At 38.9% G+C, this 22934-nt stretch carries 20 protein-coding genes; 17 read left to right on the top strand and 3 right to left on the bottom strand.

Features of this window, described 5'->3' with window-relative positions; genetic code table 11:
* Window positions 1–17: 17 nt before the first annotated feature.
* From CVN76_RS18425 to CVN76_RS18410, 5 genes are all read left to right on the top strand, one after another.
* Window positions 18–893: a carbohydrate ABC transporter permease gene (locus CVN76_RS18425; protein ID WP_232732341.1), complete on the top strand. Its 876-nt coding sequence runs from the start codon at window positions 18–20 to the stop codon at window positions 891–893.
* Window positions 893–1723 (top strand): carbohydrate ABC transporter permease, encoded by an 831-nt coding sequence (locus tag CVN76_RS18420; protein WP_100532476.1) that lies wholly within the window; start codon window positions 893–895, stop codon window positions 1721–1723. The genes CVN76_RS18425 and CVN76_RS18420 overlap by 1 nt, the downstream gene beginning before the upstream one ends.
* Window positions 1724–1933: 210 nt before the next feature.
* Window positions 1934–2107 (top strand): hypothetical protein, encoded by a 174-nt coding sequence (locus CVN76_RS31470; RefSeq protein ID WP_198512594.1) that lies wholly within the window; start codon window positions 1934–1936, stop codon window positions 2105–2107.
* 220 nt (window positions 2108–2327) lie between these two features.
* Window positions 2328–2798, top strand: a complete 471-nt coding sequence (locus CVN76_RS18415; protein ID WP_100532475.1) for a MarR family transcriptional regulator — start codon at window positions 2328–2330, stop codon at window positions 2796–2798.
* A gap of 155 nt (window positions 2799–2953) precedes the next feature.
* Window positions 2954–4177 carry an MFS transporter gene (locus CVN76_RS18410; protein ID WP_100532474.1) on the top strand — a complete coding sequence of 408 codons (1224 nt, stop codon included), beginning with the start codon at window positions 2954–2956 and terminating at the stop codon, window positions 4175–4177.
* Between the two features lie 228 nt (window positions 4178–4405).
* On the opposite strand, the gene CVN76_RS18405 is transcribed toward CVN76_RS18410, so the two are convergent.
* On the bottom strand, window positions 4406–5986 hold the full coding sequence (locus tag CVN76_RS18405; protein ID WP_100532473.1) for a histidine kinase N-terminal 7TM domain-containing diguanylate cyclase: 1581 nt from the start codon (window positions 5984–5986) through the stop codon (window positions 4406–4408).
* Between the two features lie 612 nt (window positions 5987–6598).
* Here CVN76_RS18405 and CVN76_RS18395 point away from each other — a divergent pair.
* The 3 genes from CVN76_RS18395 (at window position 6599) to CVN76_RS18385 (ending at window position 9916) form a co-directional block, all read left to right on the top strand.
* Window positions 6599–7810 (top strand): glycoside hydrolase family 5 protein, encoded by a 1212-nt coding sequence (locus CVN76_RS18395; protein ID WP_232732340.1) that lies wholly within the window; start codon window positions 6599–6601, stop codon window positions 7808–7810.
* An 83-nt stretch (window positions 7811–7893) separates the two neighbouring features.
* Entirely contained in the window at window positions 7894–8541 is a 648-nt protein-coding gene (locus CVN76_RS18390) for a response regulator transcription factor (RefSeq protein WP_100532471.1), read from the top strand.
* Window positions 8525–9916: a sensor histidine kinase gene (locus CVN76_RS18385; protein WP_100532470.1), complete on the top strand. Its 1392-nt coding sequence runs from the start codon at window positions 8525–8527 to the stop codon at window positions 9914–9916. The genes CVN76_RS18390 and CVN76_RS18385 overlap by 17 nt, the downstream gene beginning before the upstream one ends.
* Window positions 9917–10049: 133 nt before the next feature.
* Here CVN76_RS18385 and CVN76_RS18380 read toward each other — a convergent pair whose 3' ends face one another.
* Window positions 10050–10295 (bottom strand): hypothetical protein, encoded by a 246-nt coding sequence (locus tag CVN76_RS18380; protein ID WP_100532469.1) that lies wholly within the window; start codon window positions 10293–10295, stop codon window positions 10050–10052.
* Window positions 10296–10793: 498 nt separating this feature from the next.
* On the opposite strand from CVN76_RS18380, the gene CVN76_RS18375 reads away from it, so the two are divergent.
* Both CVN76_RS18375 and CVN76_RS32140 read left to right on the top strand, forming a co-directional pair.
* On the top strand, window positions 10794–11678 hold the full coding sequence (locus tag CVN76_RS18375; protein WP_100532468.1) for a glycoside hydrolase family 73 protein: 885 nt from the start codon (window positions 10794–10796) through the stop codon (window positions 11676–11678).
* A gap of 283 nt (window positions 11679–11961) precedes the next feature.
* The gene (locus CVN76_RS32140) at window positions 11962–12087 is read left to right on the top strand and encodes a hypothetical protein (RefSeq protein ID WP_269800049.1); all 126 of its coding nucleotides are present in this window, start codon (window positions 11962–11964) and stop codon (window positions 12085–12087) included.
* Window positions 12088–12626: 539 nt separating this feature from the next.
* Here the strand turns inward: CVN76_RS32140 and CVN76_RS18370 are convergent.
* On the bottom strand, window positions 12627–13505 hold the full coding sequence (locus CVN76_RS18370) for an AraC family transcriptional regulator (protein WP_100532467.1): 879 nt from the start codon (window positions 13503–13505) through the stop codon (window positions 12627–12629).
* Window positions 13506–13617: 112 nt separating this feature from the next.
* Here CVN76_RS18370 and CVN76_RS18365 point away from each other — a divergent pair, with 112 nt between their 5' ends.
* The 7 genes from CVN76_RS18365 (at window position 13618) to CVN76_RS18335 (ending at window position 22904) form a co-directional block, all read left to right on the top strand.
* Entirely contained in the window at window positions 13618–15270 is a 1653-nt protein-coding gene (locus CVN76_RS18365) for a glycoside hydrolase family 13 protein (RefSeq protein WP_100532466.1), read from the top strand.
* Between the two features lie 5 nt (window positions 15271–15275).
* Window positions 15276–16694, top strand: coding sequence for a sucrose-specific PTS transporter subunit IIBC (locus CVN76_RS18360; protein WP_100532465.1), 1419 nt, complete (start codon window positions 15276–15278; stop codon window positions 16692–16694).
* An 89-nt stretch (window positions 16695–16783) separates the two neighbouring features.
* The gene (locus tag CVN76_RS18355) at window positions 16784–18256 is read left to right on the top strand and encodes a glycoside hydrolase family 32 protein (protein WP_100532464.1); all 1473 of its coding nucleotides are present in this window, start codon (window positions 16784–16786) and stop codon (window positions 18254–18256) included.
* Window positions 18257–18294: 38 nt separating this feature from the next.
* Entirely contained in the window at window positions 18295–19260 is a 966-nt protein-coding gene (locus CVN76_RS18350) for a carbohydrate kinase family protein (protein ID WP_100532463.1), read from the top strand.
* Between the two features lie 582 nt (window positions 19261–19842).
* Window positions 19843–20190 (top strand): metal-sensitive transcriptional regulator, encoded by a 348-nt coding sequence (locus CVN76_RS18345; protein WP_100532462.1) that lies wholly within the window; start codon window positions 19843–19845, stop codon window positions 20188–20190.
* Between the two features lie 15 nt (window positions 20191–20205).
* Window positions 20206–20412, top strand: coding sequence for a copper chaperone CopZ (gene copZ / locus CVN76_RS18340; protein ID WP_061141613.1), 207 nt, complete (start codon window positions 20206–20208; stop codon window positions 20410–20412).
* A gap of 77 nt (window positions 20413–20489) precedes the next feature.
* A complete protein-coding gene (locus tag CVN76_RS18335; protein WP_100532461.1) occupies window positions 20490–22904 on the top strand; it encodes a heavy metal translocating P-type ATPase in 2415 nt (804 codons plus the stop codon).
* The last annotated feature ends 30 nt before the right edge of the window (window positions 22905–22934 follow it).

Below are 22934 nucleotides of genomic sequence, written 5' to 3'. Positions count from 1 at the left end.
AAACGACGAGTCGAAAGATGAAGAAAACCCGGCGGGAATCTTCACTGTGGTGGATGTATCTGCCAAGTGCACTGATTGTGTGTTTGTTTATTATTTATCCATTCTTGGACGGCATCAGGATCTCATTTACAAACTGGAACGGCTTCTCACAGACGTATGACTATGTTGGGCTTGAACAATATAAGCGGATGTTTGCCGACCCTGATACATGGCTAGTGGTGAAAAATACATTGCTTTTTGGCATTGGCAGCACGATTTTACAAAACATCGTTGGACTAGGATACGCTCTATTGCTCAATCACAATTTAAAAGTACGATCCTTTACGAGAACGATCATTTATTTGCCTGTTATTATCAGCCCACTTATTATGGGGTACATTTGGTATTTCTTCTTTGCATTCCAAGGCGGTGCGTTAAACGATATTTTTATGTTTTTTGGCAAGGAGCCAATAAACGCACTCGGCAATCCAGCGGTCAATCCTTACATAATTGTATTCGTTAACACATTCCAGTTTGTTGGTATTGCGATGATTATTTATCTTGCTGGTTTGCAAAGCATTTCAAAAGATTATTTTGAAGCAGCGGATATTGATGGGGCGACTGGCTGGCAAAAGTTTAAAAACATTACCATTCCTCTATTAATGCCTTCAATTACAATTAATATCGTACTGAACATTATCGGCGGATTAAAATTGTTTGATGTAATCGTTGCATTGACGAACGGCGGTCCGGGAAATGCATCTCAGTCGATGTCAACATTTATGTATAACTTGTATTTTTCAAGACAGGATGCGGGATACGCCGCAACGCAAGGGATATTAATGGCTCTGATTATTTTAGTCATCAGTATGGCTGCGCTTTTCTATTTTAAACGAAAAGAGGTTGAAGCATAATGGGGCAACTTTCATCACGGACGAAATGGTTGCTGACCGCACTGGCGCTGTTAATCACTGCGTTTCACCTGATCCCATTTTATATTTTGATTACGACTTCCTTAAAAAAGACGGGCGATTTCACATCCAAGTGGTCTTTTCCCGATTACTTTGACACAGAAAACTTCGCGCTCGCGTGGGAACATGCTAATCTGGGGAATGCATTTGTAAACACGGCAATCATTACAATCCTCTCTGCCGTGCTTCTCATCTTTTTCGGCTCCATGTCAGCATATGCACTGGCAAGAAGAACAACAAAGCTAAACAAATACATGTATTTTCTATTTGTCGGGGTTATGGTTATCCCCCCACTGACAGCACTTGTTCCGTTGTACCGACTTGTTGTCGATATCGGGCTCATGAATACGCATTTGGTCGCGATATTAAACAACGTCGCCGCCTTTATACCATTGACGATTTTCTTATATGCAGGTTTTATCCGCTCAACCATTCCCAAAGAATTAGAAGAAGCCGCAAAACTAGACGGCGCCAGCACATTAGGTGTATTTTTCAAAGTGGTATTTCCACTTTTGAAACCGATTACAGCAACAGTGTTGATCATTTCATCCGTATACATTTGGAACGATTACCAATTTGCAATTTTCTTCCTTCAAGATTCAAGTGTACAGACATTGACCGTCGCACTTGCAGGCTTCTTTGGACAGAATGCCAGCCAGCTCAACCTCGTTGCTGCCGCCGCTTTAATGGCGTCGCTTCCTATGGTGATCGTATTTTTATTTCTGCAGAGGTTCTTCATCGAAGGACTGGCGGCTGGAAGTGTAAAGGGATGATCGTTCAGGTCCGGTTCTATAACGGGCCTTTTTTTGTTGAACAATCCCACCTCCTTCCTTGGATTATCAAATCAGGTTTTTTAATTGAACTAGATGTGCGTCTTTACGAGCGCCAGCACTGTATCCAATGATTTTCCGATTAAAAAGGTCGACAAATACATAGGGTATTTATGCTATAATTCCCAATATAAAAGATTGGAGAGAGAAACAATGAACTGGGTAGACTTCATGGCACTTTCTGGTATACTATTTTATTTAATTCCAATAGCATTTATTGCTTGGTTTTTAATCAGCTTTATCAAAACTCAAAAGGAAAGAAACACTTTACTAAGATACATTTCGTTAAAGTTAGATAATGATAAAATGGCCAAAAAGGAAGAGTAATAAAAATACTCTTTCTTTTTCATTGTTCATTTTATTATTTCTGACAAAGTTGCTTGCCGTTTGGATATTGGTTTATTTATCTAGCGTGAATATACTAAGTATTAAACGCAGCTTCCTTTTATTCTAGATGAATCCCTGAAGTAATAATTCCGTATTGTTGAAATGGAAACAAAAACTCCATATAATATGGTTAATGCACCATCGGGCGGGAGGACAGGCCATGAACAAAGAGGAACAGTTCATAATCGGTTTCAGGGAATTATATAACAAGATGGTTTGGCTTAATAAAGATAAGATGGAAGAGGGCCTCAAGGGTTATAAGCCTTCAGAAGTACATTGCATCGAATATATTGAAAAGAATATAGATTCCAACGTGACAAAACTTGCGGAGTTCTTTTATATGACTCGCGGTGCCATAAGTAGGTTGACTAAGAAGCTCATAAAAAAAGGCCTTATCGAAAGCTACCAGAAGTCGGATAACAAGAAAGAAATTTATTTTAGGCTTACTGAGCAAGGGAAGGAAGTTTATAAAATCCATGAGGAGCTGCACAAAGAATTTCAAGAGCGGGATAAAGGTGTATTTGAACAGGTAACCGAGGAACAATTTGACAGTATGCTAAGCTTCTTGGAAAAGTATAACAGCCATTTGGATGCAGAAATAAAAAAACAGGATCTTGGTATTAAGTCTTGATAAATTTGAACAAGGAAATGAAATCAAAGGCAGCCCAACTCTACGGAGAACGGGTTGCCTTTTTATTACTGTTATTTTGTTGACAAAGAAACAAAATGACGTTATTGTTTTGTTGACGAGGAAACAAAAAGATAACTGTTGAGGAGAATATCCAAATGTCCAAATTCAGATCACACAATGAACGGAACACAGAACGAACCATCAATAAACACGCTTTGATATTCGGTCTTATCTCTGTGTTTCTTTGCGGGATAGGCTTCAGTATCATAATGCCTGTCGTTCCATTTTTAGTGCAGCCTTATACAAGCAATCCGGGAGAACAAGCTATAGCCGTAACGCTTCTGACCTCTGTATATGCCGTTTGCGTGTTTTTCACGGCCCCCGTACTTGGAGCTTTGAGCGACAAATATGGCCGCCGTCCATTGCTATTGGTTTGCCTTTTTGGTTCAGCAATCGGGTATATAGTTTTCGGATTGGGCGGAGCTTTATGGGTGTTGTTTGCTGGGCGCATAATAGAAGGTATAACAGGCGGAAGCATAAGCACGATCTTCGCCTATTTTGCAGACATCATTCCTCCAGAACAGAGAACCAAATATTTTGGATGGGTAAGTGCGGTTGTTGGAGTGGGCACCGTCATTGGCCCTGCTCTAGGCGGATTTCTTGCCAAGTTTGGTTATTCTGTACCCATGTATTTTGGAGCCATAATAACATTATTGAACGTTGTTTATGGAATCTTATATATGCCTGAGAGCCTTGACAAAAATAATAGACTGAAAGAGATTCCCTTTGTAAGACTGAATCCATTTACACAGCTGGTGAACGTACTTTCCATGAAAAACTTAAAAAGGCTGCTGGTCTCAGCGTTCTTGCTTTGGATCCCCAACGGATCTTTACAGGCAATTTTTTCACAATTTACCATGGACACTTTCAGTTGGAAGCCTGCACTAATCGGACTTATGTTTTCGATCATGGGCTTCCAGGACATCATATCGCAAGGTTTCATAATGCCAAAGCTTTTGAAAACATGTAGTGATAAACAGATAGCCATCCTTGGAATGGTTTCGGAGATCATAGGCTACAGTTTTATTGCACTATCTGCATTATTTTCATTCTATCCTCTTTTTATTGCGGGGATGTTTATATTTGGTTTTGGTGATTCGGTCTTCGGTCCTTCATTCAATGGGATGCTCTCGAAGTCTGTCGATTCCAGTGAACAAGGAAGGATTCAAGGAGCCAGCCAATCTATTCAGGCTTTCGCAAGAATGCTTGGGCCTCTCATTGGCGGTCAAATCTATGTATCATTTGGTCATGCTGCACCCGCTTTTATGGGGATGATCCTTATAGCAGCGGCAATAGCGGTTTTGCATAGGGGTATTTAGGCGTATAGGTAAAATGCCATCATTGTCTAACTTAGTGCAGCCGATTCATGATCCACTAATGGTGGGGGGCACCCTCGATACTAAAAATTAATGATTGGAGTTTCCTGACCATTTTAGTTGTTTGTCATTGCTTGTAAACTTCTTCAGTGTAAATGCACTATTTTGCCGATAGAAAAACAGCCGCTAATCATATACGATTAGCGGCTGTTTTTTCCTAGCCTCATTTAACTAACTGGGTTTCTCCATAATTGTGGAGACTTTTTTATTATGGACATGTACTTGATTACGACCAGCACGTTTTGCTGAGTATAAAGCTTCATCCGCTTTATGTAAAAGCTGATGTAGTGTTTCCCCTGTCCCGATCGTTGCCTCGGAGACCCCGCAGCTTATTGTAACAGAAATCACTTCATCAGCAGTACTTAAAGGCTGTGTCTCTATAAACCTACGCAACTGATTAGCTAAGGTTTCGCCTTCTGATACCGTACCCTTCAGTGCAAGCACAAACTCTTCCCCGCCATAACGAGCAAAGAGAATATCTTTACTCAATTGCAATTGACAAGCGCTTACTACATGCTTTAGTAATTGATCACCAACATTATGACCATAAGTATCATTCACTCTTTTAAAATAATCTATATCAATTAAAATGATCGTAAATGGCAGGGAAACCTCATTTGCTGGAGGAAACACTTTCTCGCATTTTTCAAAAAATGCTCGACGATTATAAATTTGTGTAAGCTCATCATGATAAGCTAGATGCTCTAATTTCATCTGCAGTCTTTTAAGCTCCGTGATATCCGTGAAAATAATCAATGAGCCTTCAATATTACCATGATGCAATGAAGAAGTACGAACTTGATAAATATGTCTGGAATGATCGATAGCTAATTCTATTTCACAAGTAAACGCATTATTCCCTAATTTTAAAGGAAAGGAGTCTCCTGATGTTAGTTTGAACCAGATCTTAGCAAAATCCATACCAAACAAGGATTCATTCAATTTTGGAAACATGCTTTTACACGCTTTGTTAAACTCAATTAAACGATAGGATTCATCCAATACAATAACACCATCATTGATACTATTGAAAATCGTATCTTTTGCGATGGGCATGAGAGTAAACATACGTGATGAGCTAATGGACCATAAATATAAAAGCGAAGAAATCCATAAAACCATTGGTACTGGATCGAATCCTGGGGGAGTTAATCCAAGTAAGTATATAAAAGCTGTTAGCATAGGGAGAAATTGGCCACAAATCAACGAGAATATTTGCAGTCGATAAATCTTGGCCGTCTCTTTCCAGTGAGAGAGTAATAGTAAAAAAGCTACAAACATGCAAGCAAATGTGAAAACACCATGAATCATATACCATATTCCTATCTCTTGGTGAATATATGGAGCCCCCAAAGCTGGGTCAATTTCAAATATTCTATAATGAAAATGATGTAAATCATTCGTGGCAACCATTATTAAACTAATAAAAGGGATAGTAAGAAGAAAAACGCCCATTTTTCTTGTGATTTTTATTCCTAGATACTGCATGATAAACATTAAACCTAAAGGTGGAGAAAAGGGCATGCCAATATATTCAATGATCGTCCAGAACTTTATTTGTTCAAGCGTTGTCGCCATTAAGCAAAAAGCAGAAGCAAAACAATAAATCGTAATGGAAGCAGAGTAAAGAACAAAAAAATTAGCAATATTGGTATAGTTATATCGCTTGAAAAAAACAAATAGGCATAAATACAAATTAAGTACTCCTGAGGTACAGATTACAGTAATAAAAGCAGTCAATTGTGAATTCACGGTTATAAACCCCATTTTGAATAAAACTTTATCCTAAATGTAGCATACATGAAAATAAATGGGGAGATTTTGTAGAATAACTTCTTTATAGCGTTATTGTTAAAAAAGGGGATTGTTTAGAGTACGTAGCCAACAGACTACTAATCCTAGGGATCCTATTTCTTGTGATGACTTCCCGTCAAATCTGGATTATTCTACTCTATCGAATCAAAGTCAGATAGATACGATAATCATTCTCTTAGTAAAAAAGAAATGGGATCACGATGTTTCAAAAAAATGTGATTACCATTATTGGGAATATGAACGTTATATACAAACAAACTATAAAAATGCAGAGGATAGATGACAAAATGTGCCCTAGCATTTTTAGAGTAGAGAAAGCAATGATACACGTAAGAATTGGCTTATTTACATATACTTTGCAAGCCAGTCAAATCATGATTGTTGGTTCAAGGGTGATTGTGATATTCCTGTAACAAACATTTTCTACAATGGATGTGAAGTGGAAGACTTCGAAAAACAAGTTTAGGAGCGAACCTAATGAAATCCATGAAAATTCTACTATCCATTATATTGACAATGATGATACTAGCCGTCTCGGGCTGCAGTACGATGCACCAGGAGAAAGAAGATCAACCACAATTAATTGCTAACAAATCAAATGGGAAAATGGCGTTTTGGGATAAACAGAAAAGAGGAGCGAATTTTATGAATTCCACATCTTTACCCGAAAACTACAAAGCGGCGAAGGAGTTCAATATAGAATTTATTCGCTTGGCTCCGGATAAATGGGCAAAGGATCGTGACTTCCTGTTCAATGACAAGCCTGATGTTCATCCTGAAAGAGATTTTCTGATAGGTAGTGCAAATGAATACGAAGGGATCGATGAGGAGGATTTTGCAGAGTTGGAGGCAGATCTCGATGCTGCGTATGAACGGGGATCAAAAGTTGTCCTGACAGTGCTTAGTCTTCCGGGCAACCGTTGGAGGCAGTTCAATCATTATGAAAATGATGACCGTATTTGGAAAGATACTAAGTATCATGAACAATCTGCATCATTTTGGAGAGATCTTGCACAGAGATTGAAGAATCACCCGGCTGTGGTAGGCTATAACCTGATTAATGAACCACATCCCGAAACAGCTACAGGTTTCGGTGATTTTTGGACAGAGGATTATCGGGAGTGGTATAACAATGTAGAACATACAGCAGCCGATTTAAATGAATTGTATAAAACGATCGTCGATTCTGTTCGAACGGTGGATAAAGAAACACCCATAATCCTTAATTCGGGTCTTTATGCAACGCCATGGGCATTTGAATATTTAAAACCGATTAAGGACGATAAAGTTTTATATGCGTTCCATATGTATGAGCCATATGAAATGACAAGTCAAAATAAACGAAAAGGATTTACCTATAAATATCCTGGGCCTGTAGTAGTTGGAGAAAGGCAAACGGAGAAAGTGTTTAACAAAAATGCATTAGAGGAATTTTTGGAACCTGTAACGAAATGGTCAAAACAAAACAACATACCAGCAAATCGAATTATCGTCGAAGAATTTGGCATAAATCGATTAGTGGAAGGCTCAGATAAATATATGGCTGACCTCATTTCAATTTTCAACCAATATGGATGGCATTGGGCCTTTTATGCATTCCGCGAAGATACGTGGGAGGGGATGGATTATCAACTCGGGAATCAGGCGCCAAATTGGAAATACTGGGAGGCGCTGGAGAATGGAGAAAAGCCAAACCGAGAAGAAATTGAAGTAAATAATCCGATTTGGAATGTGTTGAAAAAGGAATTAAAGGGAAATTAACTTCGATTTGTAATAAAACATAAAAAAAAGTGAAGTCTTAATAATAAGGTTTCACTTTTTTGATGGTATAAGGGGAGTTTTTAATGAATATTTTGATAGCTGATGATGAAAAACGATTGACAGACATATTGAAGACTTATTTTGAGAAGGAAGGATTCAATGTGTATGTTGCATACGATGGCGATGAGGCTCTGAGCCTCTTCTTTTCCCATAAAATCGATTTGGTTGTACTGGATTGGATGATGCCAAAATTAAACGGCATGGAAGTCTGTTCTGAAATAAAGAAAGTGAGCTTGGTGAAAGTGGTGATGCTTACAGCAAGATCATCCAATGATGATGAATTCCGTGCTCTGGATATTGGTGCCGATGAGTATATACGTAAACCATTTGACCCGCGAATTTTGATCATTAGAGTTAAAAAAATGCTTGGTTTGGAAAAAACAGTCGGAATCAGGGATTTAAAAATGGATTACCTGAAAATGAAAGTATACAAAAATGGTAAAGAGGTCAAGCTCTCCAAAAAAGAGTTTGAGTTGCTGACATTTTTGTATAAAAATAAAGGTCAGATTTTGGCTCGTGATACGTTGTTATCAATGGTATGGGGGATGAGCTATATCGGCGAAGAAAGAACAGTCGACACTCACATTAATAGATTGCGCGACAAGATTGGTGCCGATAATATCCTCACGCATAGGGGATTGGGGTATAGCTTTCATGATAAAGAGCAATAAAATAAGCATTAAGCTACTATCGATGGTCAGCATCATAATGGTTATCGTTTTTGGTGCTTCCTATTTATTGAACAACTATTTTCTATCTGATTATTATTTATATAAGATGAAACAAAAACTTACATCAACTTATGATGAAATAAGCGAAATGAGTATCAGTGAAATAAGGGAAATGAAAAGTTCCACTGAAAATACTAACAATGTCACGATTGTCGTCATCGAAAACAAAGGGAATATCGATGATTTGAATGAGCAGATGCAATTTAGTCTATATAAAGAGAAAATTCCATTGAACAAGTTTTGGATGTCCGAGGATACATTAAAAAAAGTAAGCGAGGGCATTCCAGTCAGACAGCTTTATAACCAAGGGAAAATTAAATCTAGTTTGCTTACACTATTATATGAGCAGCAGGGACATCTGGTTTTAATCGGGGCAGTTATCGTCCATAATTCCGATGCCATGAAAATTATCAATCAATTGTATTTTTACTCCATCGCTTTCGGGACCATCATTACTTTATTGTTGGTTGCCTATTATTCCAAAAAAATCATTACTCCATTGGAAAAGCTGAAAAGCGTGGCGAAAGATATTGCCAATTTGGACTTTAAACAAGTACATATAAAGTCAGGTGATGAAATTGAAGATTTATCTCACAGTATCAATGATATGAGCTGTCGCTTGAAAAATGCCCATCTGCAATTGGAACAGAAAAATCAAAATTTGAATTCCTTGGTATCTAACATATCCCATGAGGTGAAGACACCTTTATCATTAATACAAGCCTATACAGTTGGTATAAAGGATGGCTTAGATGATGGTACATATACGAATGTCATTCTAGAGCAGGTGAAGAATACTTCTGATATGGTAGACCACTTAATTCTGCTTGCTAAAGTGCAGGCACTGGATATCAGCAAGGAAACGTTTGATTTAAGAGCGTTTCTTCAACAGTTAATCGTTCACTATAAAATCTTATTGAGTAATAAAGGCATGGAAGTGCGCGAGGACTTGGCTTCAGCCGAGAATTGCATGGTGAAGGCAGATAAAAGCCAAATGGATATCGTCTTCAAAAACCTCATTGGCAATGCGATTAAGTATGGGGAAGAAGTCTTTATTTTCTTAACTTTGAACAATGAACCGGACGGCAGTTTGAAATTCGAAATAATAAATAAAACAACGATAGTTAAAAAAGAACATTTACAAAATATATGGAATTCTTTTTATGTTATAGAAGAATCGAGAAATAAAGAAATTTCCGGAACGGGTTTAGGCCTGGCAATAGTGGCCAATATATTGGCAAAAAATGATGTAAGATACGAAGCAACTTTAAAAGGAGAGAACATTCACTTTACGATCTGGTTTGAAACACAGTGAAGCATCACCACATTGGTGATGCTTCAGTTTGTAGACAAGAGGGGGTTCGGAATTAAAAATTCCGAACCCCTTTTTAAATTATCTTCGAATGTTCGCTGGATTTTAGAGATCAGGGCTCTACTAGCCCCCTTTGTTAGGAAAGTTTTGGACCTTGCCATGTCCAATTGGTAATCTTTTTTACATTCATGGAAGCGAAAGTAAGCATCGCCTGCATCGACAATTTTGCATAGACAGGTTTTACATCTTGATGATGACGCAGATGATCAGACCTTCCACATGTGTTTGCCAGATATGCCGTGTCTTTGATGAATTTTGCTGTTTGTACATCGTGATAAAGATGAGCAGGTTGCACAGGTGTGTTGGGGCGATTTGTACTCACGATAGCCACCTTTATTCGTTATTGAGTAGGTTAATAGCGGACGTGAAGTCAATGTCAGCCTATATTTTGCCAACCAAATAGTTCGGTGGCACCAATTGATCTAACGTAATCATTTCAAGTTGATCTTGCTGAACAGAATTATGTTTAGAAGGCATCCTCATCACCTCAAGTTTTAATCCTCCTATTTTAAAACAAAAATGACTCGAGGTAAAAGTGTTCCATCTAAAGGTAAAACAAAGTTGATTGGAACGGAAGGTACGAGACTCCTGCGGGAAAAGCGCGTCTAGGGGAGACACCGTAGGCGTAATGCGCCGAGGAGGCTTCCCGACCGCCCGCGGAAAGCGAGTGCCTGGAGTGGAAAGCTCGTCAACATTGGTGATGCTTTTTTTTTGTCATAATTCTGTGACATATCGGAGGTACTATATACATCATAAATGAAATGTCATTTATTTATTAAATCCGACGATCGAAATAAAGGAATGAAAGGGTGGGGGAACTGTGAGAAGAGCGAGAGTAGGGAAAATTATTATTTTTACTTTAATATTGATAGCAGCTCTGAAAGTAACAAAACATTTTGACATAAACTCGGTTTCTACAGAAAAAATGATGGAAATTCAAAAAGTGGTAGATGAAACAAGTGTCGGGAAAATACAAGTGGATTGGAAAGAGGTAGCTGCCATTGCAAGTGTGGAATATGGAATAGACGCAATGTCAACGGCCGAATTAGAAAAGACGACAAACCTATTCATGGAGAAGAGGAAGAACCAATACCGATTGAAGGAAATGGATGAAGTGTATGAAGCACTGGCTTATGATGCAAAACAAAAAAAAGAAGTTAAAGCATATTTGAAGCATTTAGATGCTGTGATTGATTTTTCAATCAAAAAAGAAGATAGCGTGCAAATGAATTTCATTTCAAGCTTAAAGGAGGGAGCCATAGAAAATTATAAAGAGTATGGCATTTTGCCTTCTATTACAATTGCACAAGCTATTTTAGAATCAGGTTGGGGAAAATCGGATTTGTCAGTGAAGTATAACAATATCTTCGGGATAAAAAGTTATAACTGGAATGGAGAGTCGGCCAATATTAGGACGAACGAATTTCTTAATGAGGAAATTCAAGCGGATTTTAGAGTGTATGATACGATTTCCGATTCACTCAAGGATCATTCAGTCTTTTTAACAGAAAATCCCCGATATGAAAAGCATGGCTTATTTTCTTCTAAAACGTATATCGAGCAGGCAACAGCTCTTCAGGAAGCGGGGTATAGTACAAAAGAAAATGAAGCCGGAAAGAAAATATATAGTGAGTTATTAATAGAATTGATTAGGCAGTATCAATTACAAGTGATGGATAGTGAAGCGCATCTTAAATATGGTTAATGTGTAAGCGGATGTAGTGATTGGTAAATCTGTAACGCGAAAAATCAAAAGCGTTTTTGTCGGTATCTGAAGGGGGCGGGGTGACCATTAAAAAATTACTATTTGATCTTTTTTCAAATGCCAGGGGAGGACATGCTGGTGCGTGGGACTTCATCCGGAACTAACCTGTCCGTCCCTTGTATGCTAGTTAGAGATGTGCCACATCTCGATGGTGAGGGTATAAAATTTGGAGGCAGGAGTATGCTAATATACGTAAATAAGCTGCCGCGGGAGGTGAATCAGTATGAGCAATGCTGCAAGAGGTTCCAAAAAAAATAACCCAAATGATGCAAACCATGTGAATGCCGAGACGAAAGCAAATCAGAGACGAAATTCAGAAAAGAATAACCAAGACAATAAGGATAAGTAAGCATATTGGAAGGCTTCAGTAGTGACTGCTTTTTAAAAATTGCATCTCATATATAGAATTTTTTCTAGAGAACTGATAGATCGACATCGGTTCTCTTTTATTGATTTATCACTTGAAAAAGAAGGTCATTTCTTTGCGTGAAATATCTAGGGTACTATCATAAACGTTACTAGAAGGATCATTAGCGCTTATTGAATAGTAACTTCTGCCCCAACGATAAAGACACTATTTACTGATTATTACATAGGGCTAATAAATAGCTCATTACGATGATTAACCCGTTAATAAGAATATACAAAATACGGAAATCGAGAACGGAGACACAATAATATATATTCATAAATAGACCTCGTTAGAATATATTTTGCCTAACCCACGAAAGGGTAGCTAAACTGTTTTCCTTGAATAAGAACCCAATTTCCCATATGGGTTCAATTCAAGATCGGGCCTGGGTAACCAGCCTTGTCTGTATGATGCTCTTCAATGCTTAGATCATGACAACTTCTAAAACATTAGGCAAGCTTCATCTGCATCTTGAGCTAATTTGAAATACCCCTCATATTAAATTTCTTTCTGTATTGAATGGGGGAATAACGCTTATGCTCTTTAAATCTCCTAATGAAATAACTGAAATTCTCAAAACCGACCATAAAGGAAATATCCAAGACTTTTAAATCGCTGCTTTTTAGCAACTCGGCCGCTTTTTCACATCGATATACATTTATATATGTTATGGGCGTTTTACCGATTGCCTGATGAAAATATTTTGAAAAATAATTTTTATTCATATTTAATAGTGAGGCTAAGTCTTCAAGCAATATTTTTTTATCGTAATTATCTTGGATATAGGTGATTACTTTTTTTATGTTTTCCTGTTTTTCTTTTACGTTCGTTTGTAATTCCCAAAAAAGCTTTCGCTCAAAAAGCGCTAAAATAATTTCCAGTAACATGATTTTAATACTTAATGCAGATAATGCCATTGCAATGTGATTAGTTTTAATAATGGTTATTAACTTATCAACGATATATTTCGTTAACGGCCCGTCAATTTGAGTGGAAGATGGGAACCGTAAATACCCCTTAGTTATAGGTGAAATAATGGAATTTTGGCTAGTATCCGGATAGTCAAAATTCAATATTTGAGGATGAAATACGATAGCATGATGAATCGAGGGACCGGTTGACGTAATTTGGTGCAAGTCACCGGAATTAATGAAAATAAACTGTCCCTTCACAACCTCTACCATTTCCGAATTTACCGTAACTTCAATAACACCTTCCTCAACAAAGATAAATTCCAATTCCTCATGCCAATGATAGCCTACATGATAATCCCGTTCTCTGACCTTACTGTATATATGCAAGGGAAATGATGCAGTACCGTGAGCAGAGTTTTCTTTTAAAGCTGACTTCTTCATATTAAATCCCCTAAAGTGAAAATAGTGTTATTTCTTTTGAAAAAAGTGCAAGAAGTAATTATGTATAATCATTATACTTAAAATGTAAGCGCATTACAAAGGGGAGAAAAAAATGAAAGAAAATCAACAAAAGTGGTGGCATAAAAGTGTCATTTATCAAATCTATCCTCGAAGCTTTTATGATAGTAACGGTGACGGAATTGGCGATATAGAAGGGATCATACTCAAATTAGATTATTTGGAAAAATTGGGGATCGATGTTATTTGGCTAAGCCCCGTTTATGAATCTCCCAATGTAGATAATGGTTACGATATTAGTGATTACTATTGCATTTTATCTGAATTCGGCACGATGCAAAATATGAAGGAATTGCTACTGGAAAGTGAAAAAAGAGGTATAAAAATCATTATGGATCTAGTAGTGAACCACACTTCAGATCAGCATCCTTGGTTCGTTGAAGCGAAAAAATCGAAAGATAATCCATATAGAGATTACTACATTTGGCGCGATCCGATGAATGGTCAGGAGCCAAATGAACTAAAATCCAATTTTGGTGGATCAGCTTGGGAATATGATGAAAATACAAACCAGTATTATTTACATTTCTATAGCAAACAGCAACCTGATTTGAATTGGGAGAATGCAGAAATGAGAAATAGTATATGGGACATGATGAATTTCTGGATAGATAAAGGCATAAGTGGCTTCCGCATGGATGTAATTGATTTAATCGGGAAAGACCCTGATCATCTAATAAAAGAAAACGGTTCCAAATTACATGATTATTTGCAAGACATGTATAGAAATACTTTCGGAAACCATGATTTACTCACAGTCGGGGAAACATGGGGAGTCACAACGGAGAATGCTAAATTATACTCTGATCCTAAAAGAAAAGAATTAAATATGGTCTTTCAATTTGAACATATGCAATTAGATAAGGTACCAGGGAAACAAAGATGGGATTTAAGGAAGTTGGAATTAGTAGAGTTAAAAAACGTGTTAAGTAAATGGCAATATGCTCTTGATCAAGAGGGGTGGAATAGCCTATTTTGGAATAATCATGACTTACCGCGGATTGTCTCCAGATGGGGGAATGACCGTGAATATAGGGTAGAGTCAGCAAAAATGTTGGCAACGCTTTTACACGGTATGAAAGGTACTCCGTATATTTATCAAGGTGAGGAAATTGGCATGACTAATGCGGCTTTTACCTCCATTGAAGATTATATTGACATTGAAACTCAAAATATATATAAAGAACGAATGGCTGCAGGTTTTGATGAAGAAGAAATAATGAAATCGTTTTATATGAAAGCAAGAGACAATGCCAGGACCCCGATGCAGTGGTCTGATGGCAATCATGCAGGTTTTTCCGAAGGTAAACCATGGATGAAAGTCAATCCTAATTACACTTCTATAAATGTTGAAAACGCCTTACAAGATTCAAATTCCGTCTTCTTTCACTATCAACAACTAATTAAACTGAGGAAGCACAATAATACGCTTGTGTATGGATCTTACAAGCTTCTTAATTCCGAGGATAAAAGTATTTATGCATATGAACGGATGTTAAAGAATAAGAAGCTCTTAATTGTTTGTAACTTTTATGAGCATGAAAAAGAGTTTTACTATCCGATTACTCACCATTCAGAAGTAGAAATATTAATAAGCAATTATAATGACTCTGGTTCAGATATCAAGAATATAAAGTTACGGCCGTATGAGGCAATTATCTATCAAATAAGTGAAGGGGAGGCTTGAAGAAAGTGAACAACAAAATAGAAGAAAATGCTCAACAAATATTGAATATCATCGGCGGTTCTGAAAATATACTGAGCGCGGCACATTGCGCAACTCGGCTACGTTTAGTTTTAAAAGACGAATCAGTCGTAAATTCGGAAGATTTATTACATGTCGAACTAGTAAAAGGCCAATTCAGTAATTCTGGCCAATATCAAATTATAATAGGTGCCGGAACAGTAAATGAGGTTTATAATTCACTAATTAAATTAGCTAATATTACCGAATCGACTAAAGCAGAGGTTAAAAAAGAAGCAGACAAAAAAATGAATCCGCTTCAAAAGCTTGTGAAACTTCTGTCAGATATATTCGTTCCAATCATCCCTGCCCTTGTAGCGGCTGGTCTTCTGATGGGGATAAATAATGTGTTAACCTCTAAAGGATTATTCTTTGACGGTAAATCCTTAATGGACATTTATCCGCAGATGACCGACTTTGCCAACATGATCAATATTTTTGCCAATGCTGCTTTTGTTTTCCTGCCGATCTTAATCGGTTTTTCAGCTACGAGAATGTTTGGTGGGAATCCTTATTTAGGTGCAGTTATTGGGATGATAATGGTACATCCCGATTTGTTGAATGCTTATGGATATGGTGAGGCGGTTCTTAAAAATACTGTACCGGTCTGGAATATTTTTGGCTTAACCATTGAAAAGGTAGGATATCAGGGAACCGTATTCCCGGTCCTGGCCGCGTCATTCATTTTGGCATGGATCGAGAAGAATTTACGTAAAATCATTCCATCCGCTCTAGATAACTTATTGACACCTTTATTGGCTGTTTTTATTACAAGCTTTCTTACCTTTACGGTCGTAGGCGGAATCATGAGGTCGGCAGGAGACTTATTGGCTGATGGATTGGTTTGGATCTATGATACATTAGGCATGTTTGGAGGTGCTATTTTTGGATTTATCATGGCACCGCTAACATTGACAGGTATGCATCACAGTCTTCTCCCTGTTGATATCCAGCTGATTGCAGGAGGTGGTTCATTCTTGCTTGCCCTTGTAGCCAGTAACAACGTCGCTCAAGGAGGAGCAACATTTGCAGCCATGCTGCTTTCAAAGGATAAAAAACTGAAAAGCATAGCAGTATCTTCAGGTATATCAGCTTTGTTAGGGATTACAGAACCGGCGATGTTTGGTGTGAATCTTAAATTGAAATATCCTTTCTACGCAGCAATGATAGGTTCTGCATTAGGATGTGCTTATGCAGCTTTTGCCCATATCACAAATGTAGCCCCCGGACCGGCTGGTATTATTGGCTTTGTTACTGTCCAAGCTGGTGATGTTATAAACTTTTTAATAGCAGTAAGTATTTCCCTGATTGCATCCTTTTCGATTACCATCCTGCTGTCTAAAACAAAATTTAATAAAAGCTTGTAATCTTTATAGAATGAAATAAATAATCGCTAAAAAACGAGTTGCTTTAGCAGCTTGTTTTTATTAATTTTCGGTTTTGGAGGTAAATAACGATGGAATGGACACAAGAAGCACGCTATCGTACGTATGAAAGTATGACTGCGGAGGAACGTCTGAAGCTGGAAAGGTCCGTATCAGCCAGTCCGTGGCGGCAAAAATATCATATTCAGCCGATGTATGGACTATTGAACGATCCAAATGGTTTTGTTTGGTTCAAAGGGCGTTACCACTTATTTTATCAATGGTTCCCTTTTGGCGCGGTACATGGGATGAAACACTGGTTCCATACAGAATCAGCTAATTTGGTCGAGTGGGAAAACAAAGGGGTAGCCTTACAACCAGAACATTCATTTGAAAGCCACGGAATATATTCAGGAAGCGGTTTTGTGCATGGGAATTCTCTATATTTGTTCTATACGGGAAATAAACGAGATGAAGAATGGAATCGCCATTCCTCACAATGTTTAGCGATCATGAACAGGAATGGAAAAATAACGAAGCGGGATGTACCTATCATTAAGAGACAGCCAAATGGATATACCGAGCATTTTAGGGACCCGAAGGTATGGCAGGTGGAAGACAAATTCTATATGGTCGTAGGAGCACAACGTGAAAATGTAACAGGCTGTATCCTTCTTTATCAATCCCATGATTTGATCGCTTGGTCACTGCTTGGAGAGATTGTAACGAAAGAAACGGATTTCGGCTATATGTGGGAATGTCCTGATTACTTTACCTTACAAGATCATGGAATTCTATTATGTTCCCCTCAAGGGTTGAAGCCTGAAGGTGATTCATACCGCAATATTTATCATTCGGGCGTGTGGGTAGGCAAGCCTTTAAATATTGAAAATGGTCATTTCGACCATGGTGATTTTCAGGAACTCGATGCCGGTTTTGATTTCTATGCACCGCAAACGACGTTATCTCCTGATGGCAGACGGCTTCTTGTTGGTTGGATGGGGTTGCCGGAATTAGAGTATCCCACTGATTCAGAAGGATGGGCACATTGTTTGACCATACCAAGAGAGCTTTCGATTAAGGAAGGTCTTCTTTGTCAGCGGCCTGTTCGTGAATTAAAAGAGAAACGAAAAAAGGAAGCGCGGGCAGCCATGAATGTGGGTAACGAAGTAAACGATTTGGGTGAACTTTCAGGTGATTGCTTTGAAATGATAGGTGAAATTGAAGTGGGTAGTGCAAAGAGAGCTGGACTGAGGTTGCGTGTAGGAAAAGGGGAAGAAACTATACTTTATCTTAATACGGAAACTCAAAAGGTAGTGCTTGACCGTACAAACGCAGGTCTCTCGTTTGCTCAAGACTATGGTTCCATTCGTCAAAAGCATTATTCAAAAAACAAGATACGTTTTCACATTTTCATGGATACCTCTTCGATTGAAGTGTTTGTGAATGATGGGGAAATGGTGTTTACATCGCGTTTATTTCCAAGAAAGGAAAGCCAGGGTATTCAGTTTTTTGCAGAAAAAGGTACAGCAAAAATCGATGCAGTCCAGTGGAAATATGACTGAATTCATTTTTGAGAAGTATAAGGGAGGAGTGAGGATAGATGAGCGGAAAGAATTTAGTCGTTTGTGTGGGGGAATTATTGATCGATTTCTTTTGTATGGATATCGATGTGGACTTAAAGGCCGGTTCAAGCTTCGTTAAGCGAGCAGGGGGTGCTCCAGCGAATGTGACAGCTGCCATTGCAAAGTTAGGAGGAACTGCTGCATTAGTAAGTAAAGTAGGGAGTGATCCATTCGGCACATTCCTTATTGATGTGATGAAAGAAGTGAAAGTTGATACTGCGTTGGTTACAAGAGATGACCAGGTGAAAACTACGATGGCGTTCGTCTCTCTTCAAGCTAATGGTGAAAGAGATTTTGTCTTTTTCCGTGGAGCGGATGAACAATTAAATATAGATGAGCTGAATCTTGAAAGAGTAATGGCCGCAAAAGTATTACATTTTGGATCTGCTACAGCCATGCTTGGAGGTACAGCACTCATAACGTATTTTAATCTGATGGAGATCGCAAAAGAGAAAGGTATCTTTCTCTCATTTGATCCAAACTTCAGGGCAAATCTTTGGGAGGGCAGAGAAAAAGAGTTCGTAGAATTAACAAAACGAGCCATCTCCAAGGCCGATCTAGTAAAAGTCAGTGAAGAAGAATTAAAACTTATATCCGGACTAAACGATGTAAAAGCTGGGGTATTATCCTTGCATCAATTAGGTGCAAAGATGATTACCGTAACATTAGGTGAAAATGGAACGTTTGTTTCAAATGGCGATGAGCAATCCATCATCTCAAGTATCCCTGTAAAGTCCATTGATTCAACAGGAGCAGGCGATGCTTTTATCGGAGCATTGTTATACCAGATTTCCAACGAAGAAAATTTATCCATGTTTCTAAATGATTACAATAAGCAAAAAGATATGGTGAGCTTTGCAAACAAAGTTGGTGCCTTGACGTGTACGAAAATTGGAGCAATTTCTGCATTGCCGACTCTTGATGAAGTAGTAATGAAAAAATAGTGGAATTTCGCTCATTCCCGAATGGAACCTTTTTTTTCAAACTTTTGCTGAACCTTCTCCACCAAAGAGCGTAAGGGCAAATTAAAACCAAGCAAAGTGAGTGGATCGTATCGCTTCGAACGAGTGATTTATATAGAAGGAATACCAATCACTTTTCAGGAAGAAGGCTGACTTTCGAATTTTTCCAAAAACCGCAAAAATCGAGTGCCGGTATATTGATCCTCATGTAATAAGGTTTGATTGTAATAATAATCAATGCAGACATTTTCTATTAAAATAGGAAATGTCTGTTTTTAATTCGAAAGTTAACTATCGAAGTTGGTTGAACAAGCTGGTTCTCTATCATGAAGGTAACTAAGAGATAATGTCTGATTATGAGTAGTGTTGACATGCATGAAAGTATGTTTGAAACGAAGCATGATCTTATTTTGAAAATCGAGGTGTAACTAAGCCTGTACCATCCAAAATAAGTTTTTGAATAGAAAACGTAACAAAGCGAAAAGTAATCATGATGAGCACTAAACCTTTTCTTTGCATAGGGTAGGAGGGTATGGTATATTAAGGTGCGAGGAGGGATGGGCAATGGATGAATTGGTAAATGGGCCAGATTCACTAAATGAACAAGAATGCTGTACGACAACTTCCAACGGCCGTAAAAGTCATCACTCAGATGCAGTAAAAAAGAATTTAACGACCCGCTTAAATCGTATCGAGGGGCAAATTCGCGGTATTAAGGGTCTGATTGAAAAAGATACGTATTGTGATGATGTGATAACTCAGATAGCGGCCACTCAAAGCGCGATGAATAGTGTCGCCAAGATTTTGTTGGAGGGGCATCTAAAAAATTGTGTTGTGGATCGGCTGAATGAAGGAGATACAGAGGTCATAGATGAAGTCCTAGTTACGATACAAAAATTAATGAAAAAATAAGGAGTGTTGGTTTGTATGGAAAACGTAACATTGAATGTTAGTGGAATGTCTTGTGGGCATTGTGTCAGCGCAGTGGAAGGGAATGTAGGAAAACTGGCAGGTGTGGAAAGTGTGAAGGTGCACTTGGAATCCGGTAAAGTGGATGTAACGTTCGAGAATGGAAAAGTATCACTCGAAAAAATTAAAGAAACGATTGATGATCAGGGGTATGATGTCGAGTAAGTCATGAGAGTGCTTTTAGGGCACTTCTTTTTTACAAAATAATATACCCCATGGTGGTATGGAAAGGCGAGGATAACATGGGCGATTCCATAAAAGAATCAAGTATGCAAATTTCAGGGATGACTTGCGCTGCTTGTGCTAACCGAATTGAAAAAGGGTTAAACAGGCTGGAAGGCGTCAAAGAAGCTACCGTTAATTTGGCTTTGGAGAAGTCAGTCATTAAATACGACGCTTCAATAGTTAGTGATTCCGATATTGAAATGAAAATTCAAGATCTTGGCTACGATGTCGTAAAAGAGAAAAGGGAATTCACGATTACAGGCATGACTTGTGCTGCCTGTGCAACCCGAATTGAAAAAGGGGTAAATAAATTGGACGGCGTGAGCAAGGCCAATGTGAATCTGGCGCTCGAAAGTGCAACCATCGAATATACACCTTCCGAAATCACTCCGGCTGATATCATACAAAAAGTCGAAAAGCTAGGGTATGGAGCGATCATCAAGGAAGATAATAGGGAATCCATTGATTTCCGCCAAAAGGAAATTCAAAAGCAAAAGAATACATTCATCTTTTCCATCATTTTATCATTTCCGTTGTTATGGGCGATGGTGAGTCATTTCAGGCTCACTTCGTTTATCTATATGCCTGATTTCCTCATGAATCCTTGGGTGCAAATGGCATTCGCCACACCTGTGCAATTCATCATAGGAAAGCAGTTTTATGTAGGGGCGTATAAGGCCTTGAAAAATAAAAGTGCCAATATGGATGTTTTAGTCGCAATGGGTACATCGGCTGCTTATTTTTACAGTGTCTATCAAGCCATCATTTCGGTTGGCTCCCATCACCATACGGCACAGCTTTATTTCGAAACAAGTTCCATTCTGATTACCCTCATTCTATTAGGGAAGCTTTTCGAAGCAAAAGCAAAAGGACGTTCCTCCGAGGCGATCAAAAAGTTGATGGGTCTCCAGGCAAAGACAGCCTTGGTGCTAAGGAATGGAGAGGAGCGGGAAATCCCCCTTGAAGAAGTACTCATAGGTGATCTCATTTTGGTGAAGCCAGGTGAAAAAATCCCTGTAGATGGGGAAGTGGTCGAAGGGAACTCAGCCGTCGATGAGTCCATGTTAACGGGAGAAAGCATTCCAGTCGATAAAACGATCGGTGCTAACGTGATTGGTTCTACTTTGAATAAAAATGGTCATCTGAAAATGAAAGCAACAAAGATAGGCAAGGATACAGCTCTTTCCCAAATCATTAAAGTCGTTGAAGATGCTCAAGGTTCGAAAGCTCCCATTCAGAGGCTTGCTGACAAAATTTCCGGAGTGTTTGTTCCTATCGTTGTCGGAATCGCCCTTTTAACTTTCCTCGTTTGGATCATTTGGGTGCATCCTGGCGTCTTTACACCAGCTTTTGAAGCCATGATTGCGGTGCTCGTCATAGCCTGTCCCTGTGCTTTAGGTTTGGCAACGCCAACTTCCATCATGGCAGGATCGGGGCGGGCTGCAGAATTCGGAATCCTCTTCAAAGCAGGGGAGCATCTGGAAACGACGCATCATATCGGTACGGTCATTTTGGATAAGACGGGTACAGTAACGAATGGAACCCCGATGCTGACCGATGTCATTGTCGCGAATGGCATGGAGGAAGAAGAATTCCTCTCTCTTATCGCCTCAGCTGAAAAGCAATCTGAACATCCACTTGCCCAAGCAATCGTCCAAGGAATTCAAGCAAGAAAGATAGCACTTTCCGACGTTGAAGATTTTGAAGCGATACCTGGCTATGGGGTGAAAGCGATCGTGAAGCAAAATGAGCTATTGGTTGGAACGAGGAAACTGATGAAGCAAAATAATGTGGATATCACTTCGGCGGAAGCAGTGATGGAAGAATTTGAAGCGCAAGGAAAAACAGCCATGCTCGCTAGCATTGAAGGAAACTATGCAGGGATCATTGCTGTTGCGGATACGATCAAGGAAACTTCGCTGGATGCGATTTCCAGGTTAAAAGCGATGGATATCGAGGTCATCATGATAACCGGCGATAATCAAAGGACAGCTAATGCCATCGGCAATCAAGTGGGCATCGACAAAGTGATTGCCGAAGTCCTTCCAGAAGGGAAGGCGGAAGAGGTGAAAAAACTCCAGGACTCCGGTAAAAAGGTCGCGATGGTCGGTGATGGCATAAATGATGCACCCGCGCTTGCGTTGGCTGATATCGGCATGGCTATCGGAACCGGCACCGACATAGCCATGGAGGCAGCGGACATCACCTTGATCCGCGGTGATTTAAACAGTATTGCTGATGCAATTCTCATGAGCAGGAAAACGATGCGGAATATTAAACAAAACCTGTTCTGGGCCTTTGCCTATAACGTAATCGGAATACCGATCGCGGCAATTGGGCTGCTTGCCCCTTGGTTAGCGGGAGCTGCGATGGCCTTCAGTTCCGTATCAGTCGTTCTGAATGCGCTTCGCCTTCAAAGAATGAAGCTCTAAAGGCTGGTTTTTTTACAAAGAAGGCATTGG

The organism is Bacillus sp. mrc49 (genome assembly GCF_002803435.1).
The sequence above is the reverse complement of the archived record's forward strand: the minus strand, read 5'-3'. Positions and strand labels throughout refer to the sequence as shown.